This window comes from Nitrosomonas halophila (assembly GCF_900107165.1).
Lineage (GTDB): Bacteria > Pseudomonadota > Gammaproteobacteria > Burkholderiales > Nitrosomonadaceae > Nitrosomonas > Nitrosomonas halophila.
Window position 1 is genome coordinate 1 of record NZ_FNOY01000032.1, and the last position, 16,883, is coordinate 16,883.

At 56.6% G+C, this 16,883-nt stretch carries 15 protein-coding genes and 1 riboswitch; of the genes, 1 reads left to right on the top strand and 14 read right to left on the bottom strand.

The annotated features are described in order from the left end of the window. Positions 1 to 167: 167 nt before the first annotated feature. Both hslO and BLV85_RS08505 read right to left on the bottom strand, forming a co-directional pair. A complete protein-coding gene (gene hslO, locus BLV85_RS08500) occupies positions 168 to 1,022 on the bottom strand; it encodes an Hsp33 family molecular chaperone HslO (protein ID WP_090414242.1) in 855 nt (284 codons plus the stop codon). A gap of 1 nt (position 1,023) precedes the next feature. Beyond that, complete coding sequence (locus BLV85_RS08505) at positions 1,024 to 2,286, bottom strand: hypothetical protein (protein ID WP_245725147.1); 1,263 nt, start codon at positions 2,284 to 2,286, stop codon at positions 1,024 to 1,026. 329 nt (positions 2,287 to 2,615) lie between these two features. On the opposite strand from BLV85_RS08505, the gene BLV85_RS08510 reads away from it, so the two are divergent. Continuing rightward, positions 2,616 to 3,974, top strand: coding sequence for a surface carbohydrate biosynthesis protein (locus BLV85_RS08510; protein WP_090414245.1), 1,359 nt, complete (start codon positions 2,616 to 2,618; stop codon positions 3,972 to 3,974). A 385-nt stretch (positions 3,975 to 4,359) separates the two neighbouring features. Here the strand turns inward: BLV85_RS08510 and BLV85_RS08515 are convergent, their stop codons facing one another. From BLV85_RS08515 to putA, 12 genes are all read right to left on the bottom strand, one after another. After that, positions 4,360 to 4,791, bottom strand: a complete 432-nt coding sequence (locus BLV85_RS08515; RefSeq protein WP_090414248.1) for a universal stress protein — start codon at positions 4,789 to 4,791, stop codon at positions 4,360 to 4,362. 271 nt (positions 4,792 to 5,062) lie between these two features. Beyond that, positions 5,063 to 5,794 carry an adenosylcobinamide-GDP ribazoletransferase gene (locus BLV85_RS08520; protein ID WP_090414251.1) on the bottom strand — a complete coding sequence of 244 codons (732 nt, stop codon included), beginning with the start codon at positions 5,792 to 5,794 and terminating at the stop codon, positions 5,063 to 5,065. Continuing rightward, positions 5,791 to 6,396 (bottom strand): histidine phosphatase family protein, encoded by a 606-nt coding sequence (locus BLV85_RS08525; RefSeq protein WP_090414255.1) that lies wholly within the window; start codon positions 6,394 to 6,396, stop codon positions 5,791 to 5,793. Before BLV85_RS08525 ends, BLV85_RS08520 begins: the two co-directional genes overlap by 4 nt. Before the next feature lies 1 nt (position 6,397). Beyond that, entirely contained in the window at positions 6,398 to 7,465 is a 1,068-nt protein-coding gene (gene cobT / locus BLV85_RS08530) for a nicotinate-nucleotide--dimethylbenzimidazole phosphoribosyltransferase (RefSeq protein WP_245725148.1), read from the bottom strand. After that, a complete protein-coding gene (gene cobU / locus BLV85_RS08535) occupies positions 7,462 to 7,995 on the bottom strand; it encodes a bifunctional adenosylcobinamide kinase/adenosylcobinamide-phosphate guanylyltransferase (RefSeq protein WP_090414259.1) in 534 nt (177 codons plus the stop codon). The genes cobT and cobU overlap by 4 nt, the downstream gene beginning before the upstream one ends. Continuing rightward, on the bottom strand, positions 7,992 to 9,473 hold the full coding sequence (locus BLV85_RS08540) for a cobyric acid synthase (protein ID WP_090414261.1): 1,482 nt from the start codon (positions 9,471 to 9,473) through the stop codon (positions 7,992 to 7,994). Before BLV85_RS08540 ends, cobU begins: the two co-directional genes overlap by 4 nt. A gap of 12 nt (positions 9,474 to 9,485) precedes the next feature. Next, positions 9,486 to 10,496, bottom strand: coding sequence for a threonine-phosphate decarboxylase CobD (cobD, locus tag BLV85_RS08545; RefSeq protein ID WP_245725149.1), 1,011 nt, complete (start codon positions 10,494 to 10,496; stop codon positions 9,486 to 9,488). Continuing rightward, positions 10,483 to 11,385: an adenosylcobinamide-phosphate synthase CbiB gene (gene cbiB / locus BLV85_RS08550; RefSeq protein WP_090414264.1), complete on the bottom strand. Its 903-nt coding sequence runs from the start codon at positions 11,383 to 11,385 to the stop codon at positions 10,483 to 10,485. Before cbiB ends, cobD begins: the two co-directional genes overlap by 14 nt. Next, positions 11,382 to 12,041 carry a 5,6-dimethylbenzimidazole synthase gene (bluB, locus tag BLV85_RS08555; RefSeq protein ID WP_090414266.1) on the bottom strand — a complete coding sequence of 220 codons (660 nt, stop codon included), beginning with the start codon at positions 12,039 to 12,041 and terminating at the stop codon, positions 11,382 to 11,384. Before bluB ends, cbiB begins: the two co-directional genes overlap by 4 nt. Before the next feature lie 28 nt (positions 12,042 to 12,069). Continuing rightward, on the bottom strand, positions 12,070 to 12,675 hold the full coding sequence (cobO, locus tag BLV85_RS08560) for a cob(I)yrinic acid a,c-diamide adenosyltransferase (RefSeq protein WP_090414268.1): 606 nt from the start codon (positions 12,673 to 12,675) through the stop codon (positions 12,070 to 12,072). Positions 12,676 to 12,679: 4 nt separating this feature from the next. Then, positions 12,680 to 13,261 (bottom strand): hypothetical protein, encoded by a 582-nt coding sequence (locus BLV85_RS08565; RefSeq protein WP_090414269.1) that lies wholly within the window; start codon positions 13,259 to 13,261, stop codon positions 12,680 to 12,682. A 136-nt stretch (positions 13,262 to 13,397) separates the two neighbouring features. Next, a riboswitch (cobalamin riboswitch) is annotated at positions 13,398 to 13,620 on the bottom strand. A gap of 82 nt (positions 13,621 to 13,702) precedes the next feature. Then, positions 13,703 to 16,849: a bifunctional proline dehydrogenase/L-glutamate gamma-semialdehyde dehydrogenase PutA gene (gene putA, locus BLV85_RS08570; protein ID WP_090414270.1), complete on the bottom strand. Its 3,147-nt coding sequence runs from the start codon at positions 16,847 to 16,849 to the stop codon at positions 13,703 to 13,705. Positions 16,850 to 16,883: the final 34 nt, after the last annotated feature.

Here is a 16,883-nt window from a genome sequence, read left to right on the forward strand (position 1 = left end):
GATTTCGAACCTTTCATGGCGCAGAAATCGCATTATATCATGCACTTGGCGCGCTACCTGAACCGGATGTCGCCCACAGATTCTGCTGACGAGCCTAATATTTCTACTGGGAACTATGCCGATAAACCTCGTGCCGTATTCAATCAGCCTGCATTCGAAAAGCTTTGTCAGTGCACTGTTGGCCCAGCTTCACGAAAGATGGCATCGATGGTCAGTGCATCAAAGTGATATTCCTTGTTGCAAATATCGTCGTGTACGACAACTTCTCCATGTTCCTGCAAAATGGCGTTGATTTCCTCGCGGCCGAGTGATTGCAACATTCCATAGATTTTGGCTGGATCATTCTGACAGCCATAGTTGACGGTACGTGCGTCGAAAATACGCACTGTTTCTTCGGCAAACAGGCGGGAGAGTATTGTTTCGGCAGTCTGATTGAACATGGTCTGCTCCTGCACGGTTGCCGCCAGCATGCCGGCACGCGTCCAGCCATCCGGATCCAGCTGATCGGCGGCCGGCAGTTTTTGCAAGAGAATGCCGAAAATGGCAGCATTCGAGGTGACCAGAAACAGGCGGGAAGGCAGTTGCTCGGATTGCCTGAAATAATGTTCAAAAATTTCGGCGACCGTTTCGCCATCGAGCGGCACTATGCTCTGGTAGGCTTCACGCATTGATGCCATGTCCAGCGTCAGAACCAGCTGGCCATGGCCCAGTAAATCGGGTACCGGTTGTGCTGTGATGGGCGGGGCGTATTTTGCCATGCCGCGTAAACGCAGACTTTCGTTGCAATCGATGACCAGCATGGAGACGGGTCCATTGCCTTTCAGCTGGACAGTCAAGCGCCCAGGTTGTTTGAGATTGTCTCCCAGCAGCAGTGTGGTTGCGCTCATTTCTCCCAGCAGCTGCATGACAGGCGCGGGGTAATGACGGTCTTGCAGCATTTGCTGCCATACGCTGTCAAGATGCACGATGGCACCGCGAATATCCAGGTTTTCCAGTAAAAAACGTTGTACGTAATTGTTCATTTCAAGTTTCCCGAGATAGGAACTGCACATAGCGGAGCAGTATGTCTGGCTTGCCCTGATCGATTATTTCGTGAATAAATCGTTGGCGGTTGGCAGTGTTATAGAAATTCTTGCCGCCATTGCGTAGCAAAGCCTCGGTTTTATAGTAAATATCATCGCGGCAATTCAGGGCGGTTTCTGGCATATAGTCGGCAACGACCGAGCGACCGGCGTGCAAATAGTCGGCGGCCAATACCGGTTTGTTCAGTTTAACCGCTTCGAATGAGACGGATGTGGCCACATCCATGATGGCATCGGCCCAGTCGATCAGGTGTGGCGAATGCAGATTGCTGTCGGCAATGTGGACATTGGCGCGGCGGCGGATCGAGCGGTCCCATGTCAGCCGCTGTTGCCAGCCTCCGCGGGTATGTGGCTTGATGACCAATTCCAGGTTCGGAAAATCCGCCAGCATATGAATGACGATTCCAACTTCTTCCCAGAAAGTGGTAAAGGTCGCCTTGCGAAGAAACAGCACCATCTTGAACCGGCTGTCGTCACGCACCAGGGGCGATGGCGGCGTGATATCCGCTAACCGGGTCAGCCATTCGTCGCAGTAACGCGGCGAGCCCAGTACAGCCACGTCTTCATGTTTCATAAAGGGGCGGAAACGGGTGGCGCATAGTTCATTTGGCACGACGACCTTGTCGAACATGGCAGCAGCCGAAAATACCGGGTCCGGTCCCGGCCGCCGCTCATTGCGCCGAATGAGCCGATTGGCATGCGGGCTGTCGCCGTGCGGAAGCGATACCGTTGATAATCCCCGCGCCCGGGCCATGGTCAATAGTATTTCTATCCATTCCGTGGCGATGGTCGTGTTGCGTTCAACCCAGTCGAATGCGATCACGCCACGGCCATCATGACCGAAAGTGCGGTCAAGCAGCTGTCGGCTGACCCGCCGCCATAGCGCTTCCCTTCTTCGCTTTGGCCAGAGTTTGTTGACCACCTCTACAGACGCTTTCAGTGAGGACCGGTGAAAGGTATTCAGTACCGGCACCATTTGCAGACGCCAGGCCAGGTAGAGCGGGCCCGAAATCACATCGCGAATATGCGCAAGCCTGACAGATGCGTATTGGCTGAGATGCGCGATGCGATAATCGTGCTGGAAGCGGTCGAATCCGATCAGCACCACATCGCATGTGTTGCCGGATTCGATCCAGCGCGTAATGACCGGGGTGATATGGTCCACATCATTGTAATGCCGTAGAAAAAACAGGGCTTTCATCATTTAGGTGGGCAAACAACTGCAGCATATGAGCGAGAGGCTCTGGCAGAGGGGGTGCCAGTCAGGGACTTATCAGTTAAAGGGAGTCTTACAAACAGCCCAGCTTTCAATTATTTTTCCACGTCATTGAAGGCTGCTGAATGACAGCGTCAGATGGCACCTGTTGTATGCCATGCTGAAGTATAAAAGGACATATTTTATCGGACCAACCGGATGCATTCAAGAAAAAATGCAGCTGAACCAACGGTTTTGTGAGGCTGGCGGGTGGAATTCAGGCCAATCCATTATGCTAGAATAACGGGTTTTTACAAGTTTCCCGGGATTGATAACTCATGCGTTGGTTGATCTTGCCTTGTGAAACGCGCTCACGCGAACTGGATGCCAAGCTGCTATTGGCCGTGCTGGCGGCCGCGCGTGGCATTACAAGTATCGTGGGCAGTAAAAAACCGATCGATCTCAACCTGCACCGGTTTGATCCAGCGGTATATGTGGGAAAAAGCCTGACCGGGCGCAGCCGGTTAAGCCTGACCATGCCGAAGCTGCTGGGCCACAAATTGGCGGTCTGGGATGAAGAGGGCTTGGTATGGGCTTCGCCAGAAATATATTGGCGCACCAAAATTCACGGCCCCAACTTGAATCTCCCTTCGTTGCTGATAGCGTGGGGCGAAGCCAATGCGGCGGCTTGGCGGGATCACCCCGATTACTCGGATACCCCGATCGCACTGGCCGGTAATCCGCGTACGGATTTGTTGCGCCCAGTGTTTCGCAGCTGTTTTGACGATGAGCTGAATGCGATCCGCCAGCGGCACGGGCGTTTTGTTCTGATCAATACCAATTTCTCGCGTGTCAATCATTACCAGCCGCGCCAGAATCGTCATCTCAAATGGCTGCGTGAAGGGGGATCCGGGCATTCACGCGCTGGGTTTGCGCGCCATAAGTGGGAGCTCTATAACGCTTTCCTGGCAACCCTGCCTGACCTCATCCGGGCATTGCCCAGTACATGTTTCGTGCTGCGCCCACACCCGAGTGAAAACCGCGCGGTGTGGGATGAATTGGCCGCAGGTTTGCCCAATCTGGCGATCGACCGCGAGGGTAATGTCGTGCCCTGGTTGATGGCAGCCGATGCGGTCATCCACAATGGCTGCACCACTGCTATCGAAGCCTGTCAGCTTGAGTGCCCGGCCATTGCTTACCGGCCAGTGGTTTCGGACCAGTATGATCATCCTTTGCCTAACGGCATCAGTCTCGAAGCCAGAAATGTCGCTGAGTTGGCAGACCGGGTGGCGGCCTGTATCCAGGACCGGACTGGCAGCTTTCGTGATCAGATCGAGGATCCCGCACGCCGGGCGCTGCTGAATCGGGCGCTGGCGACTTTTGATGCACCTGAGCTGGCCAGCGAACGCATTCTGGACGCTCTTCAACCATTGCTGGCATGCGACGTGGAGGGTTCGGAATTGACTGCAGCCCGGCTGGTTCTATACGGGCGCCGGTTGGTTGCGGGCATCAGCCGCCATATTCCTGGCACGGCCAATTACCAGCCCTACATAGCGCATATGTTTCCACCCACCGATGATACCGAGGTGCAGTATCGTGTCAATCGCCTGGCCCGTTGTCTGGGCCTGGCTGCGGTCCCCAAGGTCAGCCCCTTGTTGGCCGATGTTTTCCAAATTCAACCTGGATTTGTCAGTTGAGCCAAATAACTTGTGCGGTTTTGTGGGCGCAGGCAAACTGCCGTGGCGTGGGGAGAGGCCTAGGAGGCTGTCCGAGAATAGCGATTGTAGCGAGGGCGAAGCTGGCTGAGCGGGATTTTTCGATCATTTGAGGCGAATAGTTATTCTATTCAACGAAAAGGATCGAAAAATCCAGCCTGGCAGGTTCGTCCGCAGTAGATCAGTCTGTTCTCGGACAGCCTCCTAGCTAGTTGCAGAATCGCCATGTGGCCGAAACATCAAGCAGTGCATCCCAAAAAATTCGCTCAGCCCATCATTGGGCAGATCAAGCATGAAATGAGCGTGCCAATAAGTGCCCAACTCACGAATCCAGATTTTACTCTGCTGTCAGCAGAGATATGCCGCGTTACTTGACGAGCAAGATCGGTGTTTCAGTGAGATGAAGCACCTTGCTGGCAACTGATCCAAGCAGCAGGTTCTTGATTGCACCCAGGCCCCGAGTGCCGATGACGATCAAGTTGCATTGCTGCGTGCGCGCGAATTCGGTAATGGTTTCGGCAGGATCGCCAAAGCGTACATGTAAATCATGCTTGATTCCGGCGCTTTCGAGTCGCGCTTTTGCCGCTGCCATTAAAGCCAGTCCCTCTTCCTTGCGCGCCTTGTCAATGGCTTGCATGTCCGCGAAGGTGTCTTTGAAAATGACTTCACTCACTTTGATCGGTTCGCACACATTGAGCACATGCGCATGCAGTGTGCTGGTATCGACCGTATCGAGCATTTTTTCAATGGCACGCATGGCATTCTCGGAGCCATCAAAGGCAATCAGGGCAATCGTCATAATAAGATCCTCGTTATTTTTAATCAGTAACTCAAATTTAGGGAAATACTGAACGCATTCGTCATCACGGCATATATAGCGCCACCGTAATTCTGGAATTTGTCGATGCGGCAAATCGTTTGAATGGCTTTATACGCTGTGCGATGACTCGTTTGAATTGACTCAGTGTCTCACGGACGTATTTTACTCGGAAGCACTCATAATTTGTTGCGATTGGGCCGAGATCGCAAAATAGGCCTGTCTCAGGCCAGTCAGCCTCCTCCAATTTCGATTAGACAACGGCTGCCAGCAAGACACCGGTTTCCGTCACTTCGATCAATGCGCCCGCGGTATCGCCGGTTGTGCCTTGAATACGCTGCATCATCATTGCGCGTAGAAGTATGAATACCAGAATGGCTGTCATGACCAGCCAAAAATAATCGAAACCGGTTATCCACAGCATCAGGGAAGGGGTGGCAGTGACAATGAGAATGTTCAAGTGGCGGGGTTGCTGGGCTGCCAGTGGAGTGCCCAGGCCATGACTGCGAACATAGGGGGTGGTTAAGAACAGAAGCGGTATCAGCGTTCTGGCCAGTAGGGTGGCATACAGCAGCGGGATCCATTCCTGGTTGATGAACAGGCTGTGCAGCGCGGTAAATTTGAGCAGCAGTCCCAGCGTGATGACAGTTACACCCGCCGGGCCGCAGTTGGGATCCTTCATGATGGCCAATGTTTTCTCGGTGTTGCCCAGGCCGCCAATCCAGGCATCTGCGCTGTCGGCAAGGCCATCCAGATGCAGTCCGCCGGTGAGCAGAACCCAGCCAGCGAGCAACAACGCAGCCGCCACCATGGGCGGGGCATCGCACAATAGCCAACCGAATCCACCCAGCAAGGATCCGATCAGCAGGCCAATCAAGGGATAAAACGCCAGGGAATAGCCGATGGCCTTTGCCTCCGGCAGGACTGATAACGACACCGGCAACCGGGTGAGGAATTGCACTGCAACCAGAAAGGGCTCTATCATGCCGAATGACCGGTTTTCAGTGTCGCCTGACAGTCCTTGTCATGCCATATCACCTCAACCGTTTTCATGGCGGCGTAGGGCACCTCGATTTCCAGCAAATGCTGCATGGGCCGTTGCTGAATATGGCACACCAACATGCGCATGACGCCGCTGTGGGTGACCAGCAGGATATGCTGGCCCGCAAACCGTACCTGAATGTCATGCCAAGCCGCCAGAATGCGGGCCCTGAAAGCCAGCAGATGCTCCGCCTGAGGGGGCGGGTGATCGAGCGGGTTCTGCCAGAATCTTGCCAGCGCTGCCGCATCGGTGAGCATCAGCTCGGCCGCCGAACGTCCTTCCCAGGCACCGAGATGAATTTCCCGTAGGCGCGCTTCCTCGATGAGTGGAATTGCGCAGCGCTCGGCCAGGGCTTGCGCAAACCGCGCGCATCGTTGCAAGGGAGAGGTGATGATATGCTGCCATTGCATGGGCGTGCGCTCGACACTCGCCCACATTTGCCGCCACCCCGTCTCAGTCAGGGCATGATCGGTACTGCCACAATAACGCATGCCGCCAGTGGTCTCACCATGCCTGAGCAAATCAATTGTTGCTTGGGTCACCATATTATCGTTGCTTGGTCGAAACCTGGGCCGCTGAGAAAGTCGCCATTTGATTGTGCAGGGCGCAAGCCAGGCGCAGCAAATTGAGCGCCACGGCCGCGCCGCTGGCTTCGCCCAGGCGCATGCCCAAATCTATCAGTGGCCTGGCATCGAGCGCCTGCAGGATATGGGCATGGCCGTTTTCGGGCGACTGATGGGCATAGAGTTGCCAGCGCTTACTGCCGATGCAAATCCGTTCGGCCGTGAGCGCGGCAACGGTACTGATAAAGCCATCGACCAGCACTGGCAATCCCAGTTGTGCCGCACGCACATAAGCGCCTGTCAATGCCGCAATCTCGAACCCGCCTACCCGGCGCAATGCTTCCAGGGGGGTATGTATGTGCGGCGTGTGCAATGCCAGCGCCTGCTCGATGACCTGCACCTTATGGGCAATGCCTGTGCTATCCAGTCCGGTGCCAGCGCCTGCCAGTTGTGCCGGTGGCATGTTCAACAACAGGCTGGCAAGCGCGGCCGCACTGGTGGTGTTGCCAATTCCCATTTCGCCCACAATCAGCAATTGCTTTTTATTGACCTGTGCTTGCTCGGCACAGATGCGGCCGGCATTGAGCGCAGCGGCCAGCTGATGGCCACTCATCGCGGCAGCATGCAGGAAGTTGGCGGTACCCGGCCCTAGGTGATAATGGCGGACATCGTTCAGCCTGCCGGTCGGATGTACGGTGCCCAGGTTGATGATCTCCAGCTGCGCACCCAGGGCATGCGCCAGCACATTGATGGCCGCTCCCCCGGCTGCAAAGTTCTTGATCATCTCGCAAGTGACCGATTGGGGAAAGGCAGAAATATTTTCGGCGGCTACGCCATGGTCGGCCGCAAAAATTGCAATCTGCACATGATCGACATTGGGATGCAATGTGTGCTGCATCGCGGCCAGTTGGACCGCGATTTCCTCCAAGCGGCCGAGTGCACCGGGGGGTTTGGTCAGCTGCGCCTGATGCTGGAGAGCTGACTGGCGAAATTGATCACTCACCGATGCGGGAGGGTGTTGCAACCAGTCGACTATGCTGTCAATGCTCAAAGCGGATCTCCCTTGAGTGTATGCGGCAGACCGGCCACCATCAGAATCACTTGCTGGCATTGTTGGGCGACGAGCTGATGCAGCCTGCCTGCTTGGTCGCAGTAACGGCGGCTCAGTTCACCCATAGGTGTGACGCCCATATTGGTTTCGTTGCTGACCAGGATGATGCGGCCGGGTAGAGCTGGCAAGACGGCCAGCAATGCGGCAAGCTCATTTTCCAATATATTGCTGCCGGGATGCAGCAGCAGGTTGGTCAGCCAGAGTGTCAGGCAGTCGACCAGCAGGCAATGATTGGCTGCAGCGGATTGACTGAGTATGGTTGCCAGCCGCAGCGGTTCTTCGATCACATGCCAATGAGCGGGGCGGTTGGCGCGATGCAGATCAATTCTTGCCTGCATTTCGGCATCACCAATGGTGGCGGTAGCAAGATAAGTGACCGGCATGCGGCTCTCCATTGCCAGACGCTCGGCCAGGCGGCTTTTGCCGGAGCGCACGCCGCCCAGTATCAGGATTTTATGGCTGTCGGTCATGGGGCCATGCCTTGCAGGTTGAGTAGCTGATAGAGGCGGTTCGTATCCAAATGCTGTTCGACACCGTCAGCCAGACAATTGATCGCGGCATTGCGTATGGCCTGGTAATCAGGGGCTGGCGGGTGATCAGTCAGCCCGGCCCAGTGCAAGAGTGCGCGGCAGGCATCGGCCGATTCGAACAGGCCGTGCAGATAGCAGCCCATGATCTGTCCGTCTGCGCTCAAGGCGCCTTCAGTCCGTTGCGCGAGATGCACGGCTGGGGAGTAGGTTTTCTGGAAAACAGTCACCCCGTGATGAATTTCATAGCCAGTCATTGCCGCACCTTGATGGGCAAGCGTGCCGCACACGTTGCCCAGCTGCTTCTCAGGATATAAGGTGGTATCCATCTCAAAAAATGCCAGGCCATGCGCACTGCCGGCATCGCCTTCCAGTCCCTTGGGGTCATGGATCCATTTTCCCAGCATCTGGAAACCGCCACAGATGCCGATCAATTTGCCGCCGTAGCGCAAGTGGCGCCTGATGGCCACTTCCCAGCCTTGTTTGCGCAACCATGCCAAGTCGGCGCGCACGTTTTTGGAGCCAGGCAGAATAATCAAGTCGGCTGGCGGAAGGGCCTGGTTAGGTCCGATAAAGTGGAGATCGACCCGTGGATGCAGACGCAGCGGATCGAAGTCGGTATGGTTGCTGATGCGCGGCAAAACCGGTACAACCACCTGCAGCCTATCAGATGCGTCCGCCATAATCGGCTCAGGGTTGTGGGGCAAAGCATCTTCCGCTTCGAGATGCAGGCCCTGAAAGTAGGGCAGCACGCCTAGCACCGGTTTGCCGGTATAGGCTTCCAGCCAGTCAAGGCCGGGCTGCAGCAAGGAGATGTCGCCACGAAAGCGATTAATGACAAAACCCTTGATGCGTGCGCATTCACTTTCGCTGAGTAATGCCAAGGTGCCGGCCAGATGAGCAAATACGCCGCCACGGTCAATGTCTGCGATCAAAATGACCGGACAGTCGACTGCTTCAGCAAATCCCATATTGGCAATGTCGTTTGCGCGCAAATTGATTTCTGCTGGCGAACCGGCGCCTTCCACAATAATCCTGTCATACTGGGTGGCCAGCCGAGCGTGGGAGGCCAGTACGGCGGTCCGTGCAATCGATTTGTAATCGTGGAAACCGCTTGCATCCATGGTGGCAATCGCCTGGCCATGGATGATGACCTGGGCATTTTTATCCGTGCTGGGTTTGAGCAATACCGGGTTCATGTCAGTATGCGGTACCAGTCCGGCGGCATAGGCCTGTACTGCTTGGGCGCGGCCGATTTCCCCGCCATCGATCGTAACTGCGCTGTTGAGTGCCATATTCTGCGGCTTGAAAGGCGCGACGCGGATCTGCTGGCGTGCCAGCCAACGGCACAAGGCGGTCACCAGCATGCTTTTGCCAGCATCCGAGGTGGTGCCTTGGATCATGAGTGTTTGGCTGTTCATATGTTTGCGGCGCTATAGCATGGCCAGCGCACTGGCCAGCCGCTGCCATTCAGACTCGGAACCAGGCAGGCCCAGGCGCAAGCTGTCCGGTTGGTTGAAAAGCCGGGTCAGGATCCCTTGGGAAGCCAGCCCTGCAAAAATTTCAGCGGCCCGATCCGTGCGTATCCATTGAAAAAAAGCGCTGCCGCCGGTAGGAACCAGACCATGCCGGCACAGCAGTGCCTGTAAGCGCCGGCTGTCCTGCAACAGGCGCTGGCGGGTTCGCTCGTGCCAGGCGTCATCTTGCAGCGCCGCTATCGCCATCCAGCGCGCCGGTGCGTTGACAGTCCACGGGCCGAGCAAATGATTGAGCCTGGTCAGCAATTGCGGGTGGGCGCACACAAAGCCCACCCGGGCACCGGCCAGTCCAAAGAATTTACCTAAAGATCGCAATACGATCAGACCCGGTATCCATGCATGGGGAGCCAGGCTGGATTCGGGCGTGGCATCCATGAAGGCCTCGTCCACGATCAACCAGCCGCCACGTTCAGCGAGCTGCGCATGCCAGGCGAGCAGCTGTGCAGTTGAAAATACGTCGCCAGTTGGGTTGTTGGGATGAATGATAACCAGTACATCGGAGGTTGCCAGGGCTGCATCGATTTGCGCTGGCGTCACGGCAGTCACTGTATGCCGATTGCGTTGCCAGGCATGTGCGTGTTCGGCATAGCCGGGATTCAGTACACTGACATGCGATGCCGCGCGCAGTTGCGGCAGGGCCTGAATGGCAGCCTGCGAGCCGGCGACCGGTAATACGGCTTCCGCCCCATAGTAGCGGCACGCGCTGGCATTCAACTCGTCTTCCTCTTCAGGCAAGCGCACCCAGGTGGAGGCGGGTGGTGTTCTGACAGGCCAGCCATTGACATTGATCCCAGTGGAGAGATCGAGCCAGCTTTCCAGGGGAATAGCGTAACGGGCCGCGGCTGCCCGCAAGCGTCCGCCATGATGCAGGGCGGCTGGCTGTTCAGATTGCTCAAAGATGTCCAATTAACCATTCTCCTGCACAGAGAATCATCAGCCAGAGCAGCAGCGTGCGCTTGATCAATCCCAATGCCCGGCTGATATCGTCAATTCCGGGTGCGTCTCCGGTGCCCAGAAGCGGGCGGATTTCCAGCTTGCCGTGATAACAGGCGGATCCGCCGAGTGTCAGCTGGAGGCTGCCTGCGCCTGCCGCCATGACCGGCCCGGCATTGGGACTTTTCCAGGCTGCTCCTTGCCTGTGCCAACAGGCCATGGCGTGGCGCACATTGCCTGCTAACGCATAGCTGAGCGCAGTCAGTCGTGCCGGGATAAAATTCAGGCAATCATCCAGCCGGGCTGCCGCCCAGCCAAAACGATCATAGCGCGCATTACGATAACCCCACATGGCATCCAGTGTATTGACCAAGCGATAGAGCAAGGCGCCTGGCGCACCGGCTACAATAAACCAGAAAATGGCGCCAAATATCGCGTCATTTCCGTTCTCGAGAACAGATTCTATGGTGGCCTGCGTGACACTCGTCTGACTCAGGTCTGCCGTGTCGCGGCTTACCATCCAGCCTACCTGTTGACGCGCGCCGGCCAGATCATCCTTGTGCAACCTCAGCATGACTTGGCCGGCATGGGCATCCAGGCTATGCCAGCCGAGTGCCAGATAGAGCACCAGGATATCGATGGCAACATGCCAGGTTGTGAATCCAAGCAAAATCATGAGCAGCGTCCAGGGCATAATCAGCAGCAGCACTGCCGCACTGCCTAATGCGCGGGAATCGGCGTGGAGATAGCGTTCCGCAAAATTTGCCAGTTTTCCGAATCCGACCAGCGGATGAAAGCGGCGCGCTTCCCCCAGCCACGCATCCAGCAACAAAGCTGCCGCTACGGCCAGCGTGGCACTCATGGCTCGAGATTGCCCCAGCCATTGTGGAATACCAATTCATCCAGGTTGCGTTCTACTGCCCAGCCTGTCAGTTTTAGCATTGGGGCAGGGTAGAAGGCCTGCACATGGCCGAGGCATAGAATGGCAACCGGCTTGCTGCCGGCCGGCAGGTTCAGCAACTGGGCAAGCTGAGCAGGGTCAAACAGCGAAACCCAACCCATGCCCAGCCCTTCGGCGCGTGCCGCCAGCCATAGGTTCTGGATGGCGCAGGCGACCGAAGCCAGGTCCATTTCCGGCAATGTGCGCCGGCCAAAAATATGTCGCTCGCGCTTGTCAGCCAATACGGCAACGAGCAGTTCTCCGCATTCACGGATGCCCGCCACCTTCAGGCGCATGAATTGATCGGCGCGTTCTGCCAGTGCATCGGCCGTGCGTATGCGTTCTTCTTCAACCAGAGCGGCCAGAGCGAGACGCAACCGGCCCTCAGTGATCCGGATAAACCGCCAGGGTTGCATCAGGCCCACACTCGGCGCCTGATGCGCGGCGGCGAGCAAGCGTTTCAACACAAGCGGATCGACCGGATCCGGAACAAAATGGCGCATGTCCCGGCGCTCGGCAATGACCCGGTAAACTGTGGCGCGCTCACTTGCGCTGTAACGGTGACTGTTGACACTCATGCGGATGCGCTAAACGATCTGGCCACTCTTACAAATCGATGCCTGGCTGGGCGGTGATGCCGGCACGGAAGGCATGCTTGCTATCACGCATTTCAGTGACCGTGTCAGCCGCTTCACACAGCGCTTCGGGAGCTGCGCGCCCGGTAATGACGACATGTTGCATGGGCGGACGATGCTCCAGATCATTCAGTACCGTACCCAAATCCAACCAGCCAAACTTGAGTGGATAAGTCAACTCGTCAAGTACGATCAAATCCAGTGCCGGATCACGCAGCATGTCCTGCACCACGTGCCAGCCGCGTTGTGCGGTTGCGGTATCTCGTTCCAGATTCTGGGTGTCCCAAGTGAAGCCTTCTCCCAGCACATGCCAGATCACATCCTGCTGGCGCCGGAAGAAAGCTTCCTCGCCGGTATCCGAACGGCCCTTGATAAATTGCGCCACGCCCACCCGCATCCCATGCCCCAAGGCGCGTGCAATCATGCCAAAGGCCGAACTGGATTTGCCTTTTCCATTGCCGGTCAGTACCAGCAATAAGCCTTTCGTCTGATCGGCGCGCGCAATCGAGGCATCGACGATTGCCTTTTTGCGTTGCATGCGTTCACGGTGACGCTGCGTGCGTGCGGCATCTGTCATCGCGTTATCCGGTTATGGTGCTGTGTGGATCGATCTGGCGCTGGATCAAGGCAAAGATGGCATGCACCAAGCCAGCCACTCCTAGATAGAACACAAACGATTCAATATACATCGGGAAAAACTGGCTCAGCCGGTGGCCAAATTCAACCATGCTGGTATCGGTGAAACGGCCAGAATAGAAATAAAAACCACCGCTGGAAAACAGTTCGCACAGAATCAGACCGGCTGTTGCACTGAAGAAAAGCGGCACCAGGGTGCGCCAGGCAAATTGATGGTGATTGGCGTACCAACGGCCAGCCAGCCATAGTGAAGTATAGGCTGGCAATAAAAATACATAGGCCGGTGTCAGGCAAAATCCGCTGGTGCCGCCCCAGGTATAAGCCGCGAAGTCGAGTCCCCAGCTGAGCGCGAATAACCCCAGCAAAGGCCAAGCCGAACGCAGGTAGACGCCAGCCAGAAAGAAAATGGCCCAGGAAGCGCCGGGCAGGGAATGTAATGACGCGAAGTGATGCCCGCGTGTAATGATCATCAGTGCGGCCAGTACCAGACCAATGCTTATTTGGCTGCGAGTGGATAAAGTGAACATTTCTAGACTCTTGGTTTAGGTTGATCGTTGGACGATAAAATCGTGGCCAGTATGATTTGCGGGGGAATCCAGAAATGAACCCGGTGATCGGTTGTGCACAAGCCGACCGGAATGCCGGTAATTACCCTCCGCAATACCGTAATGTTTACTTCAGGCCGGTCTCCGGACTCATGAGCGGAATATATTCCTGATCTGCGCCTTCCCATGTCGATACACAGTGGCATGATGCGGATCGCTAACTCATTTACCGTTGCGGGGGCAGTGCTGGCCTAGCCCGAAATGAATTCGAATGCACCAGCTTCCCGTTTAACCTTGCTGGCGTGAATCGCCTGGCAGGCACCCGAGGTAAGTGAGGCGCAGCCTAACCAAATGCGGCAGGGGTGTCAAGTTCTGCGGACTGACCGACGCAGCAACCAACGAGCGGCCAGTGGCTAACCGCTTCTAGCAGCTAGGATCCGAACGTTGCATGGGGCACTTATTCCCATTTTCACTGCCCGACAACAATGCGGCATTTCCTCCCACTGCCGCGGTATTGACCGTGATCACACGTTCGGTAGCAAAGCGCTGCAGGTAGTGCGGGCCACCGGCCTTGGGGCCGGTCCCGGAGAGACCCTCGCCGCCGAATGGTTGTGAGCCGACCACGGCCCCAATCATGTTGCGGTTGGCGTAGGTGTTGCCGCAACGAGTATGCCGCTGAATGTAATCGATTCTGCTCTCGATGCGGCTGTGGATGCCGAGCGTCAGTCCGTAGCCGCTGCGATTGATGGCGGCTATCACTTCATCCAGTTGATTGGCCGAGTAGCGAATGATATGTAAAACCGGACCGAATACTTCATGTTGCAGCTGGTCCAGTCTTTCGATTTCGTAAACATGGGGTGGGAAGAAGCTGCCCGATACGCAGGCGGGTGGTTGCTGCAGGGCTTTGATCAGATGGGCTTCCCGGTGCATGTGTTCGCAATGCTGCAGCAGCTCTGCACAGGCGGAGTCACTGATTACCGGGCCGATGTCGGTGCTGAGCTGCATTGGATTGCCAATGCGCAATTCATCCATCGCACCACTCAGCATCGAGATAATTTGCGGTGCAATCTCCTGTTGCAGATAAAGCACGCGCAAGGCTGAACAGCGCTGCCCAGCGCTGTTGAAGGATGAGGCGATGACATCCTGCACAACCTGTTCGGGCAGGGCTGAACTGTCAACGAGCATGCAGTTCTGGCCACCGGTTTCGGCAATGAAAGGCAGAATGCGTTCGCGTTGCGCCAGTGCCTGGTTGATCTGCCGCGCGGTGCTGGTTGATCCGGTAAAAGCGACACCTGCAATGCGCGGGTCGCTGACTAACTGCATGCCAATCTGGCTGCCGCTGCCGGGCAGGAAGTGCAATACTGTTTGGGGAATGCCGGCTTGGTGCAGTATATCCACCAGGTATGCTGCAGAGAGCGGAGTCGGTGCTGCCGGTTTGGCGATGACGCTGTTTCCTGCCACGAGCGCGGCTGCAATCTGGCCAGTGAAAATGGCGGCCGGGAAATTCCACGGGCTGATGCATATGAAAACGCCCCGCCCCGCCCAGCGCAACTGATTGCTTTCTCCGGTCACGCCGGGAAGTGTAATCGGGTGGGCAAAGTGCCGGCGTGCCTGGACTGCGTAATAGCGGCAAAAATCAATCGTTTCGCGCACTTCATTGAGTGCGTCCGGAATCGTGCGCCCCCCTTCGCGGATGATCAGCGACATGAGTTCGAGCATTTGCGCTTCCAGCAGCTCGGCGGCCTGTTCCAAACAGGCCGCACGCATGCCGACATCGCTGTCTGCCCAGCCGGGGGCAGCCTGACAAGCCGCATCGAGCGCCTGGTCAGCAGCCTCGGCGTTGGCCAGCGACACTTCGCCGACGATATCATCCCGGTCGGCAGGATTGTGGATGAGACAGGTGTTGCCTGCCAGCCTATGGCCATTGACAATCGGAGCGGCCTGCCATGATTGTTTGCCCGCTTTTTCCCACGCCTGAGCGAGGTGGAACTGCACCGCATGATCGGCCAGATTGAGGCCACTGGCATTGAGCCGCTCGCCGCCATAGAGATGGCGTGGTGCAGGGATATGCAGGACGGAAATGGCCAGTTTATCGAGCGGGTTGGCGACGATTTCCTCGAGAGCGATCTGTTCGTTCGCGATTTGATTGACGAAAGAGCTGTTGGCGCCATTTTCCAATAGACGCCTGACCAGGTAAGGGAGCAGTGTTTTGTGGTCGCCGACTGGCGCGTAGATGCGGCAGCTGTGCTGTGGATGGTGTTCAAGCACTGTGCAATAAAGCGTTTCCCCCATCCCATGCAAGCGCTGGAATTCAACGGCGCGCTCCCCGGCCATGACGATCAATGTTGCGACAGTATGGGCATTATGTGTGGCGAATTGAGGATAAAATAGCGCGCCATGATCGAGCAGGCGCCGGGCGCAAGCGAGATAGGAAACATCGGTCGCGGCTTTGCGCGTGAAAACCGGATAGCCCTCGAGGCCCCGCTCCTGAGCCAGTTTGATTTCGGTGTCCCAATAGGCGCCCTTAACCAGGCGAACAGGAATCGGGCGTTGATGCGCATCAGCCAATCGTGCCAGCCAGTCAATGACGTGAATCGCTCGTTTCTGATAAGCCTGGACGGCCAGCCCGAAACCATGCCAGCCAGTCAGCAGATGATTGCGGTAAACACTTGCAAACATATCGAGCAATAGATCGAGCCGTTCCGTTTCTTCAGCATCGATTGTCATGCTGATATTGGCGGCCTTGGCGGCCAGCGCCAGTTCCAGCAGACGGGGTGACAATTCTTCATGGATACGCTGCCGCTGACTGTATTCATAGCGGGGATGCAGTGCGGAAAGTTTGACCGAGATGCTGGGGCGCTCAAATAGCTCCGCCTGGCCGGCTTGCTTACCCAACGCGACGATGGCATCCTGGTAGGCGGCCAGATAGCGTTTTGCATCGCTGGCTGTGAGCGCGGCTTCGCCGAGCATGTCGAAGGAGTAACGGCTATGACGGTTTTTCCGGCGGCGGCTGCGCGAGAGCGCTGTATCGATAGTTCTGCCCAGCACGAAGTGGTGGCCAACGAGACGCATCGTCTGCTTGATTGTCATGCGAATCAGCGGCAGGCTTACAGCCTGCAGCATACGGTCGAGCCATAGTGGTGATTTTGGCCTGACCAGCCAGCCCGCCAGCCGCAATCCCAGGGCCGTCAGGTTGATAAGCCGGGAGGATCGGCGGCCCGGGGGGCGATCCCAGTCAACATTTGTAAATTTGTCCCGGATGAGTGCATCGGCGGTCGCGGCATCGGGAATGCGCAGCAACGCCTCTGCCAGCGACATGAGCAATATGCCTTCTTGGGTGCTTAAATCATATTCTTGGAGGATGCTTTCGATACCGCTGCGTGTTCGCGTCGATTCACGCACTGTATGTACGAACTGCCGCGCCCGCATTGCTGCTTGCGCCTGTTCCTGTTGTCCCAGTTTTACGAGAGGCAGCAGGATTGCTAGCTGTGCGTCTTCATCTCGCAGATAGGCCAGATTGATTGCGGCGCGGGTGGCACTGGCGGGTTGGTCTGATATGTCATTCCACATAGTAGCGAAGGTTTCTTATTTTAATCTGAAATCT